The sequence below is a fragment of the Leuconostoc carnosum genome, from assembly GCF_007954525.1.
GTDB classification, from domain to species: domain Bacteria; phylum Bacillota; class Bacilli; order Lactobacillales; family Lactobacillaceae; genus Leuconostoc; species Leuconostoc carnosum.
The window spans coordinates 1,161,632-1,182,876 of sequence record NZ_CP042374.1; the positions used below are offsets into that span (position 1 = coordinate 1,161,632).

The 21,245-nt window shown below is 40.7% G+C and carries 14 protein-coding genes, 7 tRNA genes and 3 rRNA genes; 19 read left to right on the forward strand and 5 right to left on the reverse strand.

The features are described 5' to 3' along the window. Positions 1–16: 16 nt before the first annotated feature. The 4 genes from FGL89_RS05810 to rpsD form a co-directional block, all read right to left on the reverse strand. Complete coding sequence (locus FGL89_RS05810) at positions 17–466, reverse strand: universal stress protein (RefSeq protein WP_014974907.1); 450 nt, start codon at positions 464–466, stop codon at positions 17–19. A gap of 418 nt (positions 467–884) precedes the next feature. Continuing rightward, a complete protein-coding gene (locus FGL89_RS05820; RefSeq protein ID WP_014974906.1) occupies positions 885–2,168 on the reverse strand; it encodes a replication-associated recombination protein A in 1,284 nt (427 codons plus the stop codon). 6 nt (positions 2,169–2,174) lie between these two features. Beyond that, on the reverse strand, positions 2,175–2,549 hold the full coding sequence (locus FGL89_RS05825) for a DUF1694 domain-containing protein (RefSeq protein WP_014974905.1): 375 nt from the start codon (positions 2,547–2,549) through the stop codon (positions 2,175–2,177). A 116-nt stretch (positions 2,550–2,665) separates the two neighbouring features. After that, on the reverse strand, positions 2,666–3,277 hold the full coding sequence (gene rpsD, locus FGL89_RS05830) for a 30S ribosomal protein S4 (protein WP_014974904.1): 612 nt from the start codon (positions 3,275–3,277) through the stop codon (positions 2,666–2,668). A 310-nt stretch (positions 3,278–3,587) separates the two neighbouring features. Between rpsD and ezrA the strand changes: the two genes are divergently transcribed. Beyond that, positions 3,588–5,315: a septation ring formation regulator EzrA gene (ezrA, locus tag FGL89_RS05835; RefSeq protein WP_014974903.1), complete on the forward strand. Its 1,728-nt coding sequence runs from the start codon at positions 3,588–3,590 to the stop codon at positions 5,313–5,315. 55 nt (positions 5,316–5,370) lie between these two features. Next, positions 5,371–5,907, forward strand: a complete 537-nt coding sequence (locus FGL89_RS05840; protein WP_147000466.1) for a GNAT family N-acetyltransferase — start codon at positions 5,371–5,373, stop codon at positions 5,905–5,907. A gap of 151 nt (positions 5,908–6,058) precedes the next feature. On the opposite strand, the gene FGL89_RS05845 is transcribed toward FGL89_RS05840, so the two are convergent. After that, positions 6,059–7,459: an APC family permease gene (locus FGL89_RS05845; protein WP_014974901.1), complete on the reverse strand. Its 1,401-nt coding sequence runs from the start codon at positions 7,457–7,459 to the stop codon at positions 6,059–6,061. Between the two features lie 121 nt (positions 7,460–7,580). Here FGL89_RS05845 and FGL89_RS05850 point away from each other — a divergent pair, with 121 nt between their 5' ends. The 17 genes from FGL89_RS05850 (at position 7,581) to FGL89_RS05925 (ending at position 21,121) form a co-directional block, all read left to right on the forward strand. Then, a complete protein-coding gene (locus tag FGL89_RS05850; RefSeq protein ID WP_014974900.1) occupies positions 7,581–8,165 on the forward strand; it encodes a nucleoside/nucleotide kinase family protein in 585 nt (194 codons plus the stop codon). 339 nt (positions 8,166–8,504) lie between these two features. Then, positions 8,505–9,698, forward strand: coding sequence for an aminotransferase class I/II-fold pyridoxal phosphate-dependent enzyme (locus tag FGL89_RS05855; RefSeq protein ID WP_147000467.1), 1,194 nt, complete (start codon positions 8,505–8,507; stop codon positions 9,696–9,698). A gap of 508 nt (positions 9,699–10,206) precedes the next feature. Next, a 16S ribosomal RNA gene (locus FGL89_RS05860) occupies positions 10,207–11,756 on the forward strand. Positions 11,757–11,870: 114 nt separating this feature from the next. After that, positions 11,871–11,943: transfer RNA gene (locus FGL89_RS05865), tRNA-Ala, on the forward strand. A 185-nt stretch (positions 11,944–12,128) separates the two neighbouring features. Beyond that, a 23S ribosomal RNA gene (locus FGL89_RS05870) occupies positions 12,129–15,043 on the forward strand. Between the two features lie 97 nt (positions 15,044–15,140). Continuing rightward, positions 15,141–15,257, forward strand: a 5S ribosomal RNA gene (rrf, locus tag FGL89_RS05875). The 16S, 23S and 5S rRNA genes sit together here with 7 tRNA genes alongside, the layout of an rRNA operon. Before the next feature lie 52 nt (positions 15,258–15,309). Next, positions 15,310–15,398, forward strand: a tRNA-Ser gene (locus tag FGL89_RS05880). A gap of 4 nt (positions 15,399–15,402) precedes the next feature. Then, positions 15,403–15,475, forward strand: a tRNA-Val gene (locus FGL89_RS05885). Between the two features lie 2 nt (positions 15,476–15,477). Then, a tRNA-Asp gene (locus tag FGL89_RS05890) sits at positions 15,478–15,551 on the forward strand. Between the two features lie 89 nt (positions 15,552–15,640). Continuing rightward, positions 15,641–15,714: transfer RNA gene (locus tag FGL89_RS05895), tRNA-Trp, on the forward strand. Between the two features lie 2 nt (positions 15,715–15,716). Continuing rightward, positions 15,717–15,789 (forward strand) — tRNA-His (locus FGL89_RS05900). A gap of 24 nt (positions 15,790–15,813) precedes the next feature. Beyond that, positions 15,814–15,897 (forward strand) — tRNA-Leu (locus tag FGL89_RS05905). Between the two features lie 180 nt (positions 15,898–16,077). Then, a complete protein-coding gene (locus tag FGL89_RS08645; protein ID WP_019040535.1) occupies positions 16,078–16,221 on the forward strand; it encodes a hypothetical protein in 144 nt (47 codons plus the stop codon). 12 nt (positions 16,222–16,233) lie between these two features. After that, entirely contained in the window at positions 16,234–16,641 is a 408-nt protein-coding gene (acpS, locus tag FGL89_RS05910) for a holo-ACP synthase (protein ID WP_014974897.1), read from the forward strand. Continuing rightward, positions 16,641–17,768 (forward strand): alanine racemase, encoded by a 1,128-nt coding sequence (gene alr / locus FGL89_RS05915; protein ID WP_014974896.1) that lies wholly within the window; start codon positions 16,641–16,643, stop codon positions 17,766–17,768. The genes acpS and alr overlap by 1 nt, the downstream gene beginning before the upstream one ends. Positions 17,769–17,803: 35 nt before the next feature. Then, a complete protein-coding gene (locus FGL89_RS05920; protein ID WP_014974895.1) occupies positions 17,804–18,169 on the forward strand; it encodes a type II toxin-antitoxin system PemK/MazF family toxin in 366 nt (121 codons plus the stop codon). A gap of 267 nt (positions 18,170–18,436) precedes the next feature. Then, on the forward strand, positions 18,437–21,121 hold the full coding sequence (locus tag FGL89_RS05925; RefSeq protein WP_014974894.1) for a valine--tRNA ligase: 2,685 nt from the start codon (positions 18,437–18,439) through the stop codon (positions 21,119–21,121). Positions 21,122–21,245: the final 124 nt, after the last annotated feature.

Here is a 21,245-nt window from a genome sequence, read left to right on the forward strand (position 1 = left end):
TTAGTCTTTTATAAAATTATGCTTCTTCACGAACTACTAATACATCAACTTTTGCTGTACGAGTCACGAATTCAGTAACTGAACCAATAACTAAACGTTCAACGGCATTCAAACCTGTTGCACCAATAACAATTAGGTCGGCGTCAACTTCATTTGGGACATCTTTGGCAATCAGAGTTTTCGGTGAGCCATATTCAATCAAGTAATCGACATTTTTAATACCGGCGTCGATAGCCTGTTGCTTATACTTCTCGAGACTCCTACGTGTTTCTTGTGAGACAGCTTCCACCATGGTATCATCAAAGCTAGCTACATTTTGGAAAGCACGTGTGTCGATGACGTTCAAAATTGATAGAACACCGCTCTCACCTGCTTCTGAAGCTAATTCAATAGCACGAGCAAGCGCAGATTCGGCTTCTTTTGAACCATCCATTGGTACTAAAATTTTACTATAATTTGCTATCATAAGAATTCTCCTTAAGCTTATCTATACTCTAAGTATAACGCTTACATCCACAAATTAAAAGCACTATTTAATATTATTCACAAATTGTTTTAATAAAAAAAGCGTTCACTAGTGTGAACGCACAGGACAAAGCCTGGAACACTCATGATACCGTTAACCGCTACGCAGATTTTCCTCGAATTTATCGAGGTGGTTAATTCATCAAGATTGTCAGATTACCGAATGAAAGGGCAAATCTTCTAAGTCAAGAATTCCTAACCGAAATTAAAGGTTGTAAGGAAAAAACTGATGATGTAGCAATGCGTATATCTAAGGAATTCATATATATTATAACGTGAAAAAAATTTGATAACCAGTCTTGACTTTTTGACTAATGACATAGATGAACGCCTTGTTATAATAATAGATAAAAGGACGTTTATTGTAATCCTTTTTTCTGTTGTTTTTTTAAAGATTGATATATTTCTTTAAATGATTGTTCAATTTGTGAGTTGCCCTTGGGTAGGAAATAATGGCTGTCTTTTATTGACTCTGGTAAGTATTGTTGTGGTACCCAATCATTGTCAAAGTCGTGCGGATAAATATATGATACACCGTGACCTAGTTCAGCTGCACCTTTATAATGGGAATCCTTTAAATGATCAGGGATATCTGATACTTTACCATGCTGGACGTCGCTAATTGCCATATCAATGGCAGTATATGCTGCATTTGATTTTGGTGAGAGCGCGAGTTCAATAATTGCATTGGCCAATGGAATACGAGCTTCTGGGAAACCAAGTGTTTGTGCTACTTGGATTGCTGTTATGGCATGCTCAGCAGCTGTTGGGTTTGCTAATCCGATATCTTCATAAGCAATAACACTTAAGCGACGAGTTAAAATGGCTAAATCACCAGATTCAATGATTCGGGCTGCATAATGTAATGCTGCGTCAACATCTGATCCACGTATTGATTTTTGTAAGGCTGAAATCACATCATAGTGAGCATCACCGTCTTTATCAGCTGATAGTGCTTTATGCTGAATTGTTTCTTCAATAATTGGTAATGTCAGGTGGATGATACCGTCATCAGAAACTGGGGTTGATAAGACAGCGATTTCGAGACCATTGAGCGCACTACGTAAATCACCATTAGTTGCGCGTGATAAATGTGTCATCGCATTATCATCAATTATTACTGAATAATTTCCGAGACCGTTTTTTTTATCAGTCAGCGATCGTTCTATTGCTGACTTAATATCTGCTTCTGTGAGCGGCTCAACTTGGAAAATTTGCGTACGTGAACGAATAGCTGGTGTAACATTAATATAGGGATTTTCAGTAGTTGCGCCGATTAAAATAATAGCCCCAGATTCCAAATGTGGTAGTAAAAAATCTTGTTTTACTTTGTTGAGACGATGAATTTCATCCAACAACAAAATAACTGTGCCAGACATTTTAGCCTCTTCAGACACAATTTGTAAATCTTTTTGGGTATCGGTTGCAGCGTTTAACATACGAAAAGCATATTTTGATGAGCCGGCAATGGCAGAAGCAATACTAGTTTTTCCAGTGCCAGGTGGGCCGTATAAGATCATTGAGCTTAATCTCTTGGCTGCCACCATACGCCAAATAATCTTGCCGTTACCAACAAGATGTTGTTGACCAACAATCTCTTCAATTTTAGTGGGCCGCATACGATAGGCCAATGGTTGTTGCATAAGAGTTTATCCTAAATAAATATTATCCACATTGACAGCAGTATTGGCGGCCAATAAAACAGCAATGGGGTCATCTTGATGGTGATGTTTCGTGGTATCAGACAAAAGTGTAAAAGGGTGTTTGCTTTGGGTGGCTAAACCAACGTAAGTTGTGAAGTAATTTGCTGCCAAATTTTGATCAATTAGTACCTTGCCAATACTATGTGATTTGAGTGATGCTGCAAAGGCTGATTGAATATCTGAATTTCCTAACTGTGAAACTTTTACAGCAACAATTACGCGCTCACGAAATGTGCCTAGATAGCGGCTCTGTTCGTCAGGATTGATTTTTTGGGTACCGTTACCAAGTTGTTCTTGTTGCAAGCGTTCATTGAGGTTCATAATTTTCTCCGATACGTTGTTAGTAGCTCTATTATACTGTAATTATTGTTGAATTGATAATTTATACAAAAAACGCCACCAAAAGGTGACGTTTCAACCAAATTTGAATTAAGATATTAACCCAAACGGTTGTAGTATTCGACGATTAATGCTTCGTTAATGTCAGCATCTAATTCTTCACGTTCTGGCAAACGAACTAATGAACCTTCCAACTTATCATTATCAAATGAAACGAATTGTGGACGTGCCACAACTGCTTCGATAGCTGCTTGGATAGGGATAATGTTCTTTGACTTCTCGCGAACTGAAACCACTTGACCTGGTTGAACACTGTATGATGGGATGTCAACACGACGACCATCAACTACAATATGACCATGGTTAACTAATTGACGCGCTTGTTGACGTGTTGTAGCCAATCCAAGACGGTAAACTAATGAATCCAAACGTTGTTCCAACAAGATCATGAAGTTAGTACCATGAGTACCCTTACGGATATTACCAGCCTTGTTGAACAAAGAGTGGAATTGGCGTTCTGTCAAACCGTATGTGAAACGCAACTTTTGCTTTTCACGCAATTGCATACCATATTCAGAAATTTTAGCGCGGCGACCGGCACCGTGGTCACCAGGTGCGTATGCACGACGTGACAATTCTTTACCAGTACCAGACAATGAAACACCCAAGCGACGTGAAATGCGCCACTTTGGACCTGTATAACGTGACATATATATGTCCTCCAAAATGTAGTTTGTCGTACATTTGAGGGTAAGCACCAGATGCGTGCAGCGTCTATCTTGACGTTTCTCAGAACCAGTAGCTATGGTCTTACTAACGATTTGGGACGTTGTTGACGCGCTTCTTTACTTACTGCTACTCAATTACAACTCTTTACACTATACCAGAAATATCAATGGATAGCAAGTTATTAAGAAAGGTGTAAACGCTTTGAGATTTGTCAAAAGCTAAATCAAAAAGTAATAATTTTTGATTATGAGTGATAGAATAGTTGTATCAATGAAACTGGGATAAAAACACATGAATTTTACTATATTAGCAATTATTTTAGTGATCGTCATTATTGCGTACTTGGCTATTTTTGTCATGCAACGTACAACTGTTAAAAGAGTGAATGACATCAAAGCAAAAAAAGAACAACTTGAGTCGTTGAAAGTACATGATGAACTCGTTGAAGGTCGTAAGCTATCATTGACGGGCCAGTCTTTGAAAAATTATCAAAGCTTGGAAAACGATTATAATGATGTAAAAAATAATAAGTTTTTAAAAATCGATCAGCAAGCTAATCTTGTATTATTTGAAGCTCGTGGTATTAATTTTGTTAAAACACGTAATGAAATGGTACGCTTGGAAGAAATGGTGACTGGTATTGAGTCTACTATCAATGAAGTGCGTAGCGGGTTGAGTGAATTGAAAAAGATCAATGAAACTCATCGTGATGCCATTAACGAATTACAAAAGAAGTATGATGGCTTGCGCAAACGCCTTCTGGCGGAAAACTTCAAGTTTGGACCAGCCAATCCAGCTTTAAATAAGTTTTTAGAACAACTTGAAACAGATTATGATGAATTCACTCGTTTAACTGAAACTGGTGATCATGCTACTGCCTCGGATATTTATGAACAGTTGGCCATGGAAACAACTCAAATGGAAAACATGATGGGAGATATTCCTGAGTTATTTGAAAAGCTGGACACTGTTTATATCGAACAACTCAATGAATTAATCCAAGGGCATGCCGATTTGGTTGCTCAAGGATATGTCTTCCCCAATGATACAGTGGAGCATGAACTCAATTCTATTGATACTCAGCGCCAGGCAGTTTTGCGTCTATTGAGTGAATTGAAGTTAAAAGAAGTTGCTGAACAAAATGGTTACATACAACGCCGTATTGAGACATTATACGATACGATGGAAACAGAGATTACGGCGCGCAAAGAAGTCAAGAAAAATGCAGAGATATTGTCTTCGGAATTATTATTATTACGTGAACAAAATAATGCCTTAGCAATAGAATTAGACCGATTGGGGCAAAGTTTTCAATTTAATCACAAAGAATTAGAGACGCGACGTACGTTGCTTGAACAAATTAATACAGCTGAAGAACAAGTTAATCATAATGATGATTTATTAGAGTCATCAGAAATGTCATATAGTGAATTACTTGCGCAACAAGAGACTATTTTGCAACACTTTACAGAAATTAAAGTACAGCAAGTCGATATTTGGGAGAAAATTTCTGGTCTAGAAAAAGCACAACGGTCAGCACGAAAGTTTGGCAGTCAATACCAACAAGAGATTGAAAATATTAAGCACGCTGTTGAACGTTTGAATTTGCCAGGATTACCAGCAACATATCTCGAATATTTCTTTGCCGTTTCTAATGAACTGGAACGTTTAGCGAAATCATTGCAAGCTACATTGGTTGATATGGATGAAGTACAGCGCCAACTTAATATCGTGTCAGCTGATATTGATACACTTAAAGAAAAAACAGAAAATATTGTTGATCAAGCATCAATTACCGAACAGTTATTGCAATATGCAAATCGCTACCGGGCTTCTAATGAACGTGTTGCAGCAGCTAGTGAGCAGGCAAGAATGTTCTATGAACGTGATTACAATTTTGCTAAGGCCATAGAGGTTTTGGGACCAGCTTTAGATGGTGTTGAATCGGGTGTTCAACAAAAATTAGTTGATTCATATATGCGTCATAAAGCACCAATAGTGTTAAATGATCAGCATTAAACAGACTATTTTAAAATCAGCTTCGGCTGATTTTTTTAGTATTATTGGAGAAAACATGAGAACAATTGATGACTATCATACTGTTATGACAAAACGCTTAATATTACGAAGCGTTGAATTAGCAGATGCACCAGCAATGTATCAATGGTTAGGTGATAAGGAAACTGTTAAGTGGTTGTCTGGTGAAATATTGGCGAGTATTGCTGATGTTGAAGAACAGGCTATTCGTGGTTATTTTTGGCACGATATTGCACATACTAAGAAATATGGTATCGCATTGTGCGATACCAACCAATTAATAGGTGGTGTTGATTTCCGACAAAACTTGGATAACAATGATGCTGAAATTGGTTATGTCTTAACGCCGGCTATGAGAGGATATGGCTATATGGCAGAAGCGGTCACTGAATTGCTGCATATAGGTTTTGATTTAATAAACTTGGATAGCATTTGGATTAGTCATGATCTTAAAAATACACCTAGTCGACGTATACCAGAGCGGTTAAATTTTGTGAATTCTGGGCAAGATAAGCAAGGTCACGTGGTTTGGATGATGTCAAAGGACAATTATAATAAACAAAAAAACGAATGAACATCATGTTCATTCGTTTTTTTGTTTATTATAATTATTAAGGGTAAATTAGTTAAAAGCGCGTTGATCAATCCAAACACGACGATTGTCTAAGGTCACAATTAACAGACATGGTTAATATAAAATTATCTTTGAAAAATAATATCCTAACTTATGATAACTTCGAATGGCGAATACCATAAGCAAAGTACCATATAATACCGAGAAGTAGCCAGATGAGAAACATTTCCAATGTTTCTTTAGGTAGCTGGGTAATTAACAAAAGGCTTAGCATACCAGCTATAAAAGGAACAACTGGGTAGCCCGGCACTTTGAAGCCGTCATGCGACAAATCTGTTCGTTTGCGCAGGAATAAGATACCGAAATTAATGAACATGAAAGCCAATAGTGTACCAGCATTAATTAGGCTAGCAAGCGTGTTTAGAGGAATGAGCCCGGCAAAAACACACTCTATAATAACTGCTAAAATTAATGCGTTGACTGGTAAATGCGATCCAGCAGAAATTTTGCCTAAGCTGTGTGGCAACAAGCCATCACGACCAAAAGAATATGTTAGGCGAGATGAAGCGTAAACTAATGCCAATATAGCGGTAAACATACCAATCAATGCACCTACTGTAATGATGACAGAGAACTGTGTTTGACCAATAGCTTGTAAAGCAAAAGCTGCCGGGTCATCAACACCTAGTTTTGTGTAATGAACCATCCCTGTTAGTACGATAGAAAATAAAACATACAGTAGGGCAGAAATAAGTACTGTGCCGATAATACCGCGTACCATGGTTTTCTGAGGGTTTTTAACTTCAGCAGCGTGAGCGGCAATTGTGTCAAAGCCAAGAAAAGCGAAGATGATACTTGCTGTAGCAGCTGTGATTCCGTGTAATCCGAATAATCCTGTTCGGAATTCTTTGGGATAAAAGGGCACATAATTCGTGTGCTTGATAAAAAATGAGCCACCAATAATGAATAATCCGAGAATAGCCACTTTTAGTATAACCGCACCATTTTCAATATTTCGAGACGTGTTAAGGCCACGAGATAAGATCATTGTTACAATTAAAATGATTAAGACTGCAAAGAGGTTAATCACACCGCCTTCCATCGGTCCAGACATGATAGCTGGTGGGAGATGGATGTTAAATACCGTGAGTAAATTACCAAAGTAAGCAGAAAACCCTGTTGAAATAGCTGATACGGCTAAGAAATATTCTAGAATTAGAGACCATCCTAGTAACCAGCCAATAATTTCACCATAAACAACACTACCATAGGAATAAGCAGAACCAGCTACTGGCATTGCTGAAGAAAATTCTGCAAAAGCCATGCCTGACAGCCCTGAAAATATAGCTGCTAATAAAAATGCGACGGAAACGGCGGGACCAGCGTTTTGAGCTGCCTCGTGTCCTGGTAAAATAAAAATACCAGTACCAATAACGGTACCAACACCAAGACCAATAAGATCACGTGTCGTGAGTATCCGTTTCATATGAGAATCTGCCGCCAAATAATTATTAACAGTCTCTTTTTTGAATGCTCTTGAAAATACAGACATGAATATTCTCCAATGCTATTTTAATTTAAATATAACTATTATTTTAACAATATACACCCTAAATGTCTAACTTCAGATATAAAGATACGTTACAATAGTTATAATAAGGAAACTAAATATCATGAAAGATAACAAAGTGTTTGTTATTACCGGTGCCACAGGCGTTGGGAAGACGACAATTGCTCGCTATTTACAAGAAAATTATCAAATGCCGCGCGTTATTACACATACGACTCGTTCACCACGCGACCGTGAAAAGGCTGGCATAGCATATTATTTTGAAGATGATGTCTCATTTGAACGAAATCACTATTTAGAACGTGTGCAATATGCTGGTGCACAGTATGGCTCATCCTATGAAGGACTAGAACGGGCATGGGAGAAGAATCCATATATTACTATTGTCTTAGATACAGCAGGCGCGATTACATATGCACGTGAACTGGGTGATCAAGTGGTAATTATTTTTGTGACCGTGACACATTCTGATACTTTAATTGACCGTGTGACAGTTCGTGGGGATGATTCAGCTGCTGTTGAGCGGCGCGTATCTTCACCAGAATTTTTAAGAGACATTACTTTACCAACACCGTTGGATGGCGTTGCTTATGAGTTAGTTAATGACGATTGGTCGAAAACGAAAATCAAGCTTGATTTATTAGTTAATGATATTATGAATGGGCGTAGTTTACCAAAGAAAAATTGACCTAGCTATTCTTGGTAAATAAAAGGCAAAAAATAGACATAATTTATGATTTTTTTATTATAAACATTGGTAAAACGTTGACATATAATACATAAAAGCATAATATTAATATTATAAAACGATTAAATATTTTAACAATAATCAGCGTATAATATAGTTACAGTTTTGGTAGCTAAACATAGATCATTTAAATATTAAGAGTGGTTGTCTGGATATTCTGCACATTCGATTCAGTCGTGTGTTTTTTTTGGTTAAAAAGCAACAAAATGTAACATTGATTCTCATTTTCCATTACATTGTTCCTCGTAGCTACACTCATAAATTAATAGGAGAAAAAATATGCCAAAGGCTAAAACAACACTGCTATCTTCATTTAATAAAAGGTTAGACCTTGTTAAACCAAGCGCTATCCGTGCTTTTGATAATGAAGTGAGTGAGATTCCTAATATTTTAAAATTGACGTTAGGTGAACCTGATTTTGATGTGCCTGATCATATTAAGGCAGCAGCAATTCAATCGATTGAGGGAAATGACTCGCACTATGCAGCGTCGAATGGGACATTGGCATCACGACAAGCCGTGACGAACTTTTTAAATAACCGCTATGGGTTGCAGTATGATGCTGAGAGTGAAGTTATCGTGACGGTTGGTGCAACTGAAGCTATTTATTCGGTTTTGACTTCATTATTGAATTCCGGGGATAAGGTTTTGCTGCCATCACCTATTTTCCCACTGTATATTCCAGTAACACTAGTAGGTGGTGGGGAACCTGTTTTTGTTGATACATCATCAAACAATTTTGTATTAAGTCCGGAAATGTTGAAACAAGCTATCCGTGAACACGGTGACAGTATTAAGGCGATTGTTTTAAATTTCCCATCGAATCCTACAGGTGTGACATACAGTGAAGCAGAAGTGAAGGCATTAGCTGACATATTACGTGATACTAGTATTGTTGTCATTTCAGATGAGATATATTCAGAACTAACTTATGAAACAACACATGTATCAATGGCAAAATATTTGCCTGAACAGACTATTTTATTGAATGGTGTATCGAAATCACATGCTATGACAGGTTATCGTATTGGTTTCTTAGCGGGTCCAGCAGAAGTTGTTAAAAAACTAGGGCTTATTCACCAATTCACAGTAACAACTGTAACTAATTCATCCATGGCTGCTGCAACAGAGGCATTAAATACAGAAGCCGGACGTGAAGATACCCTTATAATGAAGAAACAATATAAAGAACGTCGCGATTTTGTTTTTGATACGATGACATCACTTGGATTCGCTATACCAAAACCGGCTGGAGCATTTTATATTTTTGCAAAAATCCCTGAAAAATTTGAACAAGATGATACTAAATTTGCACGAGATTTAGCGCAAAAAAATCAATTAGCTGTCGTACCAGGGTCTTCATTTGGACCAGGTGGTGAAGGATATGTACGTTTGAGTTATGCTGCTTCAATGTCTAAACTTCAAGATGCTATGAATAGATTGACAAAATACATGAACGGGAGTAAGCGGTAACTAAGGAAACCGGGAGAAAAAGCGAACGGAAGAGGGGGTTAGGGAGAAAGAGTAAGGGAAAGAAAAAGAGTGAGAGAAAGAGATTGACGGAGGGGGAGAAAGTTGGTATATTAGAAGATGTCTTAAGGGCAAGTCAGTGGCAGGTGAGTGCGAAAGAAGCGCTAACAAAAGTGTTGACAAGTGAAACAAGACGCAGTAAGATAGTATAGTTGTCAAATAGCGAAAGCGGTGCAGGGCGTCAGAGCGAGCGTAGCGAGGAGGAAACTTCTCAAAACAAAGGTGTTGACAAACGAAACCGAGCGTGGTATGATAATATAGTTGTCACAGCGACAACAAGTAGCACATTGAAAACTGAACAAAACTTTGAACAAACGAATCTGTTGTTGTTATTAGAAGTAATAACGAAACAAATTTGCGAAGTCAATTCGTAACAAACAATAAACGGATTACGTTATAGAGATATAGCGAAATATAGTCAGTTTAATCGAAGAGCAATCTTCAAATTTTCTAAATTGAGAGTTTGATCCTGGCTCAGGATGAACGCTGGCGGCGTGCCTAATACATGCAAGTCGAACGCACAGCGAAAGGTGCTTGCACCTTTCAAGTGAGTGGCGAACGGGTGAGTAACACGTGGACAACCTGCCTCAAGGCTGGGGATAACATTTGGAAACAGATGCTAATACCGAATAAAACTTAGTATCGCATGATACCAGGTTAAAAGGCGCTACGGCGTCACCTAGAGATGGATCCGCGGTGCATTAGTTAGTTGGTGGGGTAAAGGCCTACCAAGACAATGATGCATAGCCGAGTTGAGAGACTGATCGGCCACATTGGGACTGAGACACGGCCCAAACTCCTACGGGAGGCTGCAGTAGGGAATCTTCCACAATGGGCGAAAGCCTGATGGAGCAACGCCGCGTGTGTGATGAAGGCTTTCGGGTCGTAAAGCACTGTTGTATGGGAAGAAAAGTTAAGGTAGGGAATGACCTTAGCCTGACGGTACCATACCAGAAAGGGACGGCTAAATACGTGCCAGCAGCCGCGGTAATACGTATGTCCCGAGCGTTATCCGGATTTATTGGGCGTAAAGCGAGCGCAGACGGTTGGTTAAGTCTGATGTGAAAGCCCGGAGCTCAACTCCGGAAAGGCATTGGAAACTGGTTAACTTGAGTGCAGTAGAGGTAAGTGGAACTCCATGTGTAGCGGTGGAATGCGTAGATATATGGAAGAACACCAGCGGCGAAGGCGGCTTACTGGACTGTAACTGACGTTGAGGCTCGAAAGTGTGGGTAGCAAACAGGATTAGATACCCTGGTAGTCCACACCGTAAACGATGAACACTAGGTGTTAGGAGGTTTCCGCCTCTTAGTGCCGAAGCTAACGCATTAAGTGTTCCGCCTGGGGAGTACGACCGCAAGGTTGAAACTCAAAGGAATTGACGGGGACCCGCACAAGCGGTGGAGCATGTGGTTTAATTCGAAGCAACGCGAAGAACCTTACCAGGTCTTGACATCCTTTGAAGCTTTTAGAAATAGAAGTGTTCTCTTCGGAGACAAAGTGACAGGTGGTGCATGGTCGTCGTCAGCTCGTGTCGTGAGATGTTGGGTTAAGTCCCGCAACGAGCGCAACCCTTATTGTTAGTTGCCAGCATTCAGATGGGCACTCTAGCGAGACTGCCGGTGACAAACCGGAGGAAGGCGGGGACGACGTCAGATCATCATGCCCCTTATGACCTGGGCTACACACGTGCTACAATGGCGTATACAACGAGTTGCCAACCTGCGAAGGTGAGCTAATCTCTTAAAGTACGTCTCAGTTCGGACTGCAGTCTGCAACTCGACTGCACGAAGTCGGAATCGCTAGTAATCGCGGATCAGCACGCCGCGGTGAATACGTTCCCGGGTCTTGTACACACCGCCCGTCACACCATGGAAGTTTGTAATGCCCAAAGCCGGTGGCCTAACCGTAAGGAGGGAACCGTCTAAGGCAGGACAGATGACTGGGGTGAAGTCGTAACAAGGTAGCCGTAGGAGAACCTGCGGCTGGATCACCTCCTTTCTAAGGATAATCGGAAAACGACAGTGACTTCAGTGTCAAGTTCGTAACGTTCAAAGTTTTGTTTAGTTTTGAGTGTGGTACTGTTATAGGTATCATGGTCAAAGATGAACCTATGGGGAATTAGCTCAGCTGGGAGAGCACCTGCTTTGCAAGCAGGGGGTCAGCGGTTCGATCCCGCTATTCTCCATAGGCAACTGGCAGCAGTTGTCGTGGTTGTACATTGAAAACTGAATAGTAACAAATTCTTTTAATAATTTTTAATTATAAATTGAACCGAGAAACAACACAAAAAAGTTCTTTAAAAAGAACGGTTTAATCGCAGGTCTGAAAAACGACCAACTCATAAACTTGAACCACAACTTCGGTTGTATAGGTTAAGTTAATAAGGGCGCGTGGTGGATGCCTTGGCACTAGGAGCCGATGAAGGACGTAACTAACTACGATAAGCTTTGGTGAGCGGTAAGTACGCTATGACCCAGAGATTTCCGAATGGGGAAACCCAACTCGCAAAGAGTTGTCCATATCTGAATATATAGGATATGAGACGGAATACGCTGTGAACTGAAACATCTCATTAGCAGCAGGAGCAGAAAGAAAAATCGATTCCCTAAGTAGCGGCGAGCGAACGGGGAAGAGCCCAAACCAGAGTGCTTGCATTCTGGGGTTGTAGGACTGATATATAAGAGTTACAAAAGTGTTTTATAGCAGAACAAGTTGGGAAGCTTGGCTATAGAGGGTGATAGCCCCGTAAGCGAAATAAAGCACACTCTTTTCAGGATCCTGAGTACGGCCGGACACGTGAAATCCGGTCGGAATCTGCGGGGACCATCCCGTAAGGCTAAATACTCCCTAGTGACCGATAGTGAACCAGTACCGTGAGGGAAAGGTGAAAAGCACCCCGGAAGGGGAGTGAAATAGTTCCTGAAACCACGACGCCTACAAGAAGTCAGAGCCCGTTAATGGGTGATGGCGTGCCTTTTGTAGAATGAACCGGCGAGTTACGATATCGTGCAAGGTTAAGGAGAAAAGACCGGAGCCGTAGCGAAAGCGAGTGTGAATAGCGCGAATAGTACGATGTTGTAGACCCGAAACCAGGTGACCTACCCATGGTCAGGATGAAGGTGAGGTAAAACTTACTGGAGGTCCGAACCGGTGCATGTTAAAAAATGCTCGGATGAACTGTGGGTAGCGGTGAAATTCCAAACGAACTTGGAGATAGCTGGTTCTCTCCGAAATAGCTTTAGGGCTAGCCTCATTATAAGCATACTGGAGGTAGAGCACTGTTAAGCCTAGGGGCCCATCTCGGGTTACCAAAGTTTGATAAACTCCGAATGCCAGATATGTATGAATGGGAGTCAGACGATGAGTGATAAGATCCACCGTCGAAAGGGGAACAGCCCAGATCGCCAGTTAAGGTCCCTAAATATATGTTAAGTGGAAAACGATGTGATAGTGCATAGACAACTAGGATGTTGGCTTAGAAGCAGCCAACATTTAAAGAGTGCGTAATAGCTCACTAGTCGAGTGCCATTGCGCGGAAAATGTACCGGGGCTAAACATATTACCGAAACTGCGGGTGTGCGTAAGCACGCGATAGGAGAGCGTTGTAAGGGCAATGAAGGTAGACTGTAAGGACTACTGGAGCGCTTACAAGTGAGAATGCCGGTATGAGTAGCGAAAGACAGGTGAGAATCCTGTCCACCGAATGACTAAGGTTTCCTGGGGAAGGCTCGTCCTCCCAGGGTTAGTCGGGACCTAAGGCGAGGCTGAGAAGCGTAGTCGATGGATAACAGGTTGAGATTCCTGTACCAGTAGTAATGCGTTTGACCGATGGAGGGACGCAGGAGGCTATCAGAAGCGTACTGATGGATATGTACGTGCAAGCAGTAAGTTTTGATAAGAGTGAAATGCTTTTATCTACAAGAACAAGCTGTGATGCGGATCGAAATAAAGTAGAGAAGTCTGAGATGTCACACTGCCGAGAAAAGCTTCTAGGAAGTATTACACTGCCCGTACCGCAAACCGACACAGGTAGTCGAGTGGAGAACACTAAGGTGAGCGAGAGAACCCTCGTTAAGGAACTCGGCAAAATGACCCCGTAACTTCGGGAGAAGGGGTGCTCATGGTAAAACATGAGCCGCAGTGAATAGGCCCAGGCGACTGTTTATCAAAAACACAGGTTTCTGCAAAATCGTAAGATGAAGTATAGGGGCTGACGCCTGCCCGGTGCTGGAAGGTTAAAAGGAGTGCTTAGCTTCGGCGAAGGTACGAATTGAAGCCCCAGTAAACGGCGGCCGTAACTATAACGGTCCTAAGGTAGCGAAATTCCTTGTCGGGTAAGTTCCGACCCGCACGAAAGGCGTAACGATCTGGGCACTGTCTCAACGAGGGACTCGGTGAAATTTAAATACCCGTGAAGATGCGGGTTACCCGCGACAGGACGGAAAGACCCCATGGAGCTTTACTGTAGCTTGATATTGAATGTTTGTGCTGCTTGTACAGAATAGGTAGGAGACGTAGAAAATTGGACGCCAGTCTAGTTGGAGTCGAACGGTGGGATACTACCCTCGTTGTATGAACATTCTAACACTGGTCACTTAACGTGATCGTGGACAGTGTCTGGCGGGCAGTTTGACTGGGGCGGTCGCCTCCTAAAAGGTAACGGAGGCGCTCAAAGGTTTGCTCAGAATGGTTGGAAATCATTCGTAGCGTGTAAAGGCATAAGCAAGCTTGACTGTGAGAGCTACAACTCGAGCAGGTACGAAAGTAGGACTTAGTGATCCGGTGGTTCCGCATGGAAGGGCCATCGCTCAACGGATAAAAGCTACCCTGGGGATAACAGGCTCATCTCCCCCAAGAGTCCACATCGACGGGGAGGTTTGGCACCTCGATGTCGGCTCATCGCATCCTGGGGCTGTAGTCGGTCCCAAGGGTTGGGCTGTTCGCCCATTAAAGCGGTACGCGAGCTGGGTTCAGAACGTCGTGAGACAGTTCGGTCCCTATCCGTCGCGGGCGCAGGAAATTTGAGAGGAGTTGCCCTTAGTACGAGAGGACCGGGGTGAACAAACCGCTGGTGTACCAGTTGTTCCGCCAGGAGCATTGCTGGGTAGCTATGTTTGGATGAGATAAACGCTGAAAGCATCTAAGTGTGAAACTCGCCTCGAGATGAGATTTCCCATCTATTTATAGAGTAAGACCCCTTAGAGATGATGAGGTAGATAGGCTAGAAGTGGACGTACAGTGATGTATGAAGCGGACTAGTACTAATCGGTCGAGGACTTAACCAAAGTCTAGTTTACAGGAATGTAGACACAAAGCAATTATGAGTGGTTTAATTAAAGGAAGAATTTGATACTATTTAGTTTTGAGTGAATAACTCAAAGGTGTCGTATTGATAGCATAGAGGACACACCTGTTCCCATCCCGAACACAGAAGTTAAGCTCTATCACGCCGAAAGTAGTTGCCGGATCGCTGGCTGCGAGGATAGGAAGATGCGGTGCCGTACATAGGTAGCGAAAGTTACAACAGAGAAGTAGAGAGTTAGGAAGATTTGGAGAGGTGTCCGAGTCTGGCCGAAGGAGCATGGTTGGAAACCATGTAAACAAGGAATTGTTTCGAGGGTTCGAATCCCTTCCTCTCCATTATGGACGCTTAGCTCAGCTGGGAGAGCACCTGCCTTACAAGCAGGGGGTCACAGGTTCGATCCCTGTAGCGTCCATTGGTCGCATGGTCTAGCTGGTTAGGACGCCTGCCTGTCACGCAGGAGATCGCGGGTTCGAGCCCCGCTGTGACCGCTATATGACTGACGAACATGAACAGCCAGTGTTAAGTGGGGTGCAATTCCCTACCATGTTATATCAGCATGGCTGATTATTATGATTGTAGGGATATAGTTAAACGGTAGAATAGCGGTCTCCAAAACCGTTGATGGGGGTTCGATTCCCTCTATCCCTGCCATGGCGGTAGTGGTGAAGTGGTTAACACACTGGTTTGTGGATCCAGCATGCGAGGGTTCGATCCCCTTCTACCGCCCTATAAGCCATTTGGCTTTAATATGCCGTTGTGGCGGAATTGGCAGACGCGCTGGACTCAAAATCCAGTGGTGGCAACACCGTGTGGGTTCGACTCCCACCAACGGCATTAGGAAAGCACAATATCTTCGGATATTGTGCTTTTATTTATTTTAGTATGTAATTTTAATTAACAGCCAGGTTATTAAAACCAATTATGCCACTATATTGACAAGTTATGCCAAAATGATTGTTTTTTACTTTTAAGCATCTTACAATTTGATTATCAAATATAAATGGGGTAAAAGGTATGGCTAGGTATAAAAATAAAACGTTCACAGAATTATTGAGTTTATTAATGGTTTACGGTGTTCATTTAGATTTAAATATTACTTTAGGAAAGGTAGACCAAAGTAAAGAACAAGAAAAATTTGGTGAGTGTGCCAGATTTTGATACAATAAAGACATGATAATTGGTATTGGTAATGATATAGAATCTATTAGTCGAGTGGGGCAGATTGTAGATCAAAAAAATAAGTTTTTAACCTCAATTTTAACTGCATCAGAAATTGATCAAGCATCAACACGGCGTGGAAAACATTATCACGAATTTGTTGCGGGACGATTTTCAGCAAAAGAAGCTTTTTCTAAAGCTACTGGATTTGGTATTGGTGAAAAAGTAAAGTGGCAAGATATTGAAGTTTTGAATGAAAAAAACGGACGTCCCATTATACGAGTGAAAAATTTTCCTTATAAAACTTATGTGGCAATTACGCATAGTGGTGACCAAGTTAATACTGTAGTTATTATTGAACGCCGCACTTTGCTAGAAAAGATTAGTTTGAAGATTTTCCCAAAACGAGGAGTATTATAATGATAAAAGAAAATGATTTATTATTGACGCGACCCTCTTGGATTACAGTCAACCTAGATGCAATAAAGCAAAATGCACAAACTATGTTAAAGTACACTGGAGCTAAAAGATTAATTGGTGTGGTCAAAGCAAATGCTTATGGGCATGGTGACTTAGCTGTTTCTGAAGCCTTATATGAAGTAGGCGTTCATGATTTTGCTGTGGCAACAATTGATGAGGGTGTTACGTTACGTCAAAGTTTTATTAATAAAGATGTACGTATCATTTTGTTAGGGGTTCAGGATGTGTCACAGGTATCAGTAATGGTATCAAATCAATTGGAACCTGCGGTTGGTACATTAAAATGGCTGCAAGAAGCTGTTTCAATGATTCCTGCGGGAGAAAATTTAGCGCTTCAGTTAGCTGTTGATACAGGTATGGGACGTATGGGAGTTAATTCAGAGTCTGAATTGAAGCGCTTATACGAATTTATTAATGCCAACGATAAATTATTGCTTTCAGGTGTCTTTACACATTTTGCGACTGCAGATGATGGAAACCAAAATTACTATCATTCTCAAGTTCAAAAATTTAATAAATGGGTTCAGGCTGTAGGTATTCCTAGAAAATTTTGGCATTTAGCAAATTCTGGTTCGGCACTTTGGCATACTAGAGAAATTGATACAAATACAATTCGTGTGGGTTCAGTGTTGTATGGTTTTAACCCTGGTGCCCCACTTCTCTCATTGCCAATGGCATTAAAACCAGCATTAACGTTAAAGTCAAAAATTGGATCCGTACATCAATTGCAAGCGGGTGAGTCAGTTAGTTATGGTGCAACCTATACAGCGCAAGTGCCTCAGTGGGTTGCTACTTTGCCAATTGGTTATGCGGATGGTTACTTACGTCGTATGACTGGCATGAAGGTTCTAGTTGACGGACATATTGAGCATGTTATTGGTCGTGTGACCATGGATCAAATTGTCATTACGTTGGCACATCAATATCCAGTTGGTCAAGAAGTCACGTTAATTGGGCGTGATGGTGATGAAGAAATTACAATTGAAGATTTTGCCCATTATGCAGACACAATTCCACATGAAATTGTAACGATATTTGGTTCAAGATTACCAAGAGTATATGAATAAATGCGCTCAGGCGCGTACATAATAAGTGAGATTTTATGACAGATGAACATCGAATAATCATGCGTGGCGATATTTTTTACGCAGATTTAAAACAAGGAATTGGATCAGAGCAGTCGGGCATTCGTCCAGTATTAATCATTCAAAATGATGTGGGGAATGCTAATTCACCAACTACAATTATTGCTTCAATTACATCACAAATATCTAAACCTAAGTTACCAACGCATATCTTATTACCAGCACATATGGGTGGTATGAAGAAAGATTCAGTTATCTTGGCAGAACAGGTGAGGACTATCGATAAACGTCGTTTGCGTGATAAAATTGCCCATATTAACGCGAGTTCGCAGGAAATGCAACAGGTGGCCCATGCTTTACGCATTAGTGTAGGGATAAAATAGAAGGGCTTGACGAAAATACTATTTTCTAGTATTATTAGCATTATCTTAGAGGATTAAGCAAGCGCATGTTAAAGAGAGCTGATGGTGTTGTGAATCAGTGATGTTAATGCCCAAGGTTGCTAAGTGTTAAAAATGTGAATAAACAAAGTGGTTGTTGATATGCATGACTGACATCAATAACAATGCAGGTGGTACCACGGTGAAAATCGTCCTAATTAATTTTTTTAGGACGATTTTTTTGTACAGCCATTAATAAAGGAGAGTAATATGCGCGATATTAATATGACTACAAAATATGAACCAACTTCTGTTGAAGCTGGACGGTATGATAGCTGGCAAGAAAAAAAATTATTTTCTCCAGAATCAAATAAGGTCATTCAAGGTAACGAACCTGAACCCTATGCAATTGTTATTCCGCCACCAAACGTAACAGGGAAGTTACATTTAGGACATGCTTGGGATACGACGTTACAAGATATGATTATTCGTCAAAAGAAGATGCAAGGTTATGATGTTTTGTGGTTGCCTGGTATGGATCATGCAGGTATTGCTACGCAAGCCAAAGTTGAGCAACGTTTGCGTGCTGAAGGTATCTCTCGTTATGATCTAGGACGTGAGAAGTTTGTTGAACAAGTATGGGATTGGAAAAATGAATATGCTACAACAATCAAGCAGCAATGGGGGAAAATGGGCCTTTCTTTAGATTTTGATCGAGAAAGGTTTACTTTGGATGAGGGTTTGAATAAAGCAGTTAATAAAGTATTCATTGACCTCTATAAAAAAGATTTGATTTATCGTGGCGAATATATTATTAATTGGGATCCACAAGCACGGACTGCACTGTCAGATATTGAGGTGATTTATCAAGATGACGAAGGGGCATTCTATCATGTGAAATATCCATTTACTGATGGCACCACTTTTGATGGCAAAAATTATATTGAAATTGCAACAACACGCCCAGAAACAATGTTTGGTGATGTGGCCGTGGCGGTTCACCCAACTGATGAACGATATAAAGATCTCATTGGTAAAAAAGTAATGGTACCATTGGTTGGTCGTGAAATCCCAATTATTGCTGATGAATATGTTGAAAAAGATTTTGGAACTGGTATGGTTAAAATCACACCAGCGCATGATCCTAATGACTTCCAAGTAGGGAATCGTCATGACTTAGAGCGTATTAATACGATGACCGAGGATGGACATCTAAATGATAAGGCTGGAAAATATGATGGTATGGAAAGATTTGAAGCACGTAAAGCCATTGTAGCAGATCTGGAAGCTGGAGATTTCATGCTCAAAGTAGATCCGATTGTTCATTCAGTGGGTCATTCTGAACGTACAGGAGTGCCTGTTGAATCACGCTTGTCAACCCAATGGTTTGTCAAAATGGAACCATTGGCGAAACAAATTTTGGATATGCAAAAAATTGATGATGAAAAAGTTGAATTTGTTCCTGCACGATTTGAAGATACGTTTACGCGTTGGATGGAAAATATTCGTGATTGGGTGATCTCACGTCAATTGTGGTGGGGACATCAAATTCCAGCTTGGTACAAGAATAAAGGAACGGATGAGGAAGAAATATATGTTGGCGCAAAAGCGCCTGAAGGTGAGGGTTGGGAGCGCGATCCAGATGTTCTAGATACTTGGTTTTCATCAGCATTGTGGCCTTTTTCAACGATGGGTTGGCCTGAAAATATGACGGGGGATTTTGCACGTTATTACCCAACTAATACTTTAGTAACTGGTTATGATATTATCTTTTTCTGGGTGGCACGTATGATGTTTCAAGGAAAAGAATTCACAGGACAGCGACCATTCAAAAATGTCTTAATTCATGGCTTAATTCGTGATGGTGAAGGACGTAAGATGTCTAAGTCATTGGGTAATGGTGTTGATCCAATGGAAGTTATTGAAAAGTATGGGGCTGATGCTTTGCGTTGGTTCTTGGCTACAGGATCAACTCCAGGACAAGATGTGCGTTTTACTTATGACAAAATGGACGCAGCTTGGAACTTTATTAATAAAATTTGGAATGCTTCACGTTATGTTATTATGAATTTGGATGAGAACACGCCAGCAACTTTGCCTGATATTGCTAAATTAACACTGGCTGATAAGTGGATATTGTCTCGTTTGAATCGAACGGTTGATAACGTGACACGTAACTTTGACAAGTTTGAATTTGGCGAAGCTGGTCGCGAGCTGTATAATTTCATTTGGTCTGATTTTGCCGATTGGTATATCGAAATGACCAAAGAAACGTTGAACAGTGACGGTGATAAGTCACCAGTCCAACAGACTTTGGCATATGTCCTCGATCAAACACTTCGCCTCTTACAACCTATCATGCCTTTTGTTACAGAAGCTATTTGGCAAGAAATGCCAGATCAAGTTGACCAAAATGCTGATTTTGCTATCGTCCGTTATCCAATGGTGCACGATGAATTAGATGATCCAGAAGCAGAAATGTCATTTAAATCATTGCAGAATTTGATTATTGCTGTGCGAAATATTCGTTCAGAAGCTGGTGCACCAATGTCAACACCAATTGATTTATTGATTAAAACATCTGATGAAAATTTGATTCAGATTTTTAATGATAATGCTGAATACATCAATCGTTTTGCTCATCCTAAATCACTGCAAATTGATGCGCATATTGAAGCACCTAAGTTATCTATGTCCCAAGTTATTTCTGGCGCAGAAATCTATGTCCCATTAGCAGAATTAATTGACATTGATGATGAGATTAAACGGCTTGAGGGCGAAGCTAATAATTTCAGAAATGAAGTTAAACGTGCTGACGGTAAATTGAGTAATAAAAAGTTTACTAATGGTGCCCCAGAGGCAGTCGTGGCGGCTGAAAAAGAGAAGTTATCTGACTGGCAAGCCAAGTTATCTGCTACTGAAGAACGGTTAAATACATTAAGAAATACGAAGTAACGATTAAAAATCGGTTCATTTTGGATCGATTTTTTGTATCAACTAATTAATTGTTACTGTAATATAATTTAGTCGGAAATTAGCAAATGACTTGCGTAATCACTAAAATCCGCTACAATGGTAT

Coding starts and splice junctions, on each gene's coding strand:
- FGL89_RS05920 (WP_014974895.1), top strand. CDS start 17,804: ATGACAGATGAACATCGAATAATCATGCGTGGCGATATTTTTTACGCA.
- acpS (WP_014974897.1), top strand. CDS start 16,234: ATGATAATTGGTATTGGTAATGATATAGAATCTATTAGTCGAGTGGGG.
- rpsD (WP_014974904.1), bottom strand. CDS start 3,277: ATGTCACGTTATACAGGTCCAAAGTGGCGCATTTCACGTCGCTTGGGT.
- FGL89_RS05820 (WP_014974906.1), bottom strand. CDS start 2,168: ATGCAACAACCATTGGCCTATCGTATGCGGCCCACTAAAATTGAAGAG.
- ezrA (WP_014974903.1), top strand. CDS start 3,588: ATGAATTTTACTATATTAGCAATTATTTTAGTGATCGTCATTATTGCG.
- FGL89_RS05810 (WP_014974907.1), bottom strand. CDS start 466: ATGATAGCAAATTATAGTAAAATTTTAGTACCAATGGATGGTTCAAAA.
- FGL89_RS05845 (WP_014974901.1), bottom strand. CDS start 7,459: ATGTCTGTATTTTCAAGAGCATTCAAAAAAGAGACTGTTAATAATTAT.
- FGL89_RS08645 (WP_019040535.1), top strand. CDS start 16,078: ATGGCTAGGTATAAAAATAAAACGTTCACAGAATTATTGAGTTTATTA.
- FGL89_RS05925 (WP_014974894.1), top strand. CDS start 18,437: ATGCGCGATATTAATATGACTACAAAATATGAACCAACTTCTGTTGAA.
- FGL89_RS05850 (WP_014974900.1), top strand. CDS start 7,581: ATGAAAGATAACAAAGTGTTTGTTATTACCGGTGCCACAGGCGTTGGG.
- FGL89_RS05825 (WP_014974905.1), bottom strand. CDS start 2,549: ATGAACCTCAATGAACGCTTGCAACAAGAACAACTTGGTAACGGTACC.
- alr (WP_014974896.1), top strand. CDS start 16,641: ATGATAAAAGAAAATGATTTATTATTGACGCGACCCTCTTGGATTACA.
- FGL89_RS05855 (WP_147000467.1), top strand. CDS start 8,505: ATGCCAAAGGCTAAAACAACACTGCTATCTTCATTTAATAAAAGGTTA.
- FGL89_RS05840 (WP_147000466.1), top strand. CDS start 5,371: ATGAGAACAATTGATGACTATCATACTGTTATGACAAAACGCTTAATA.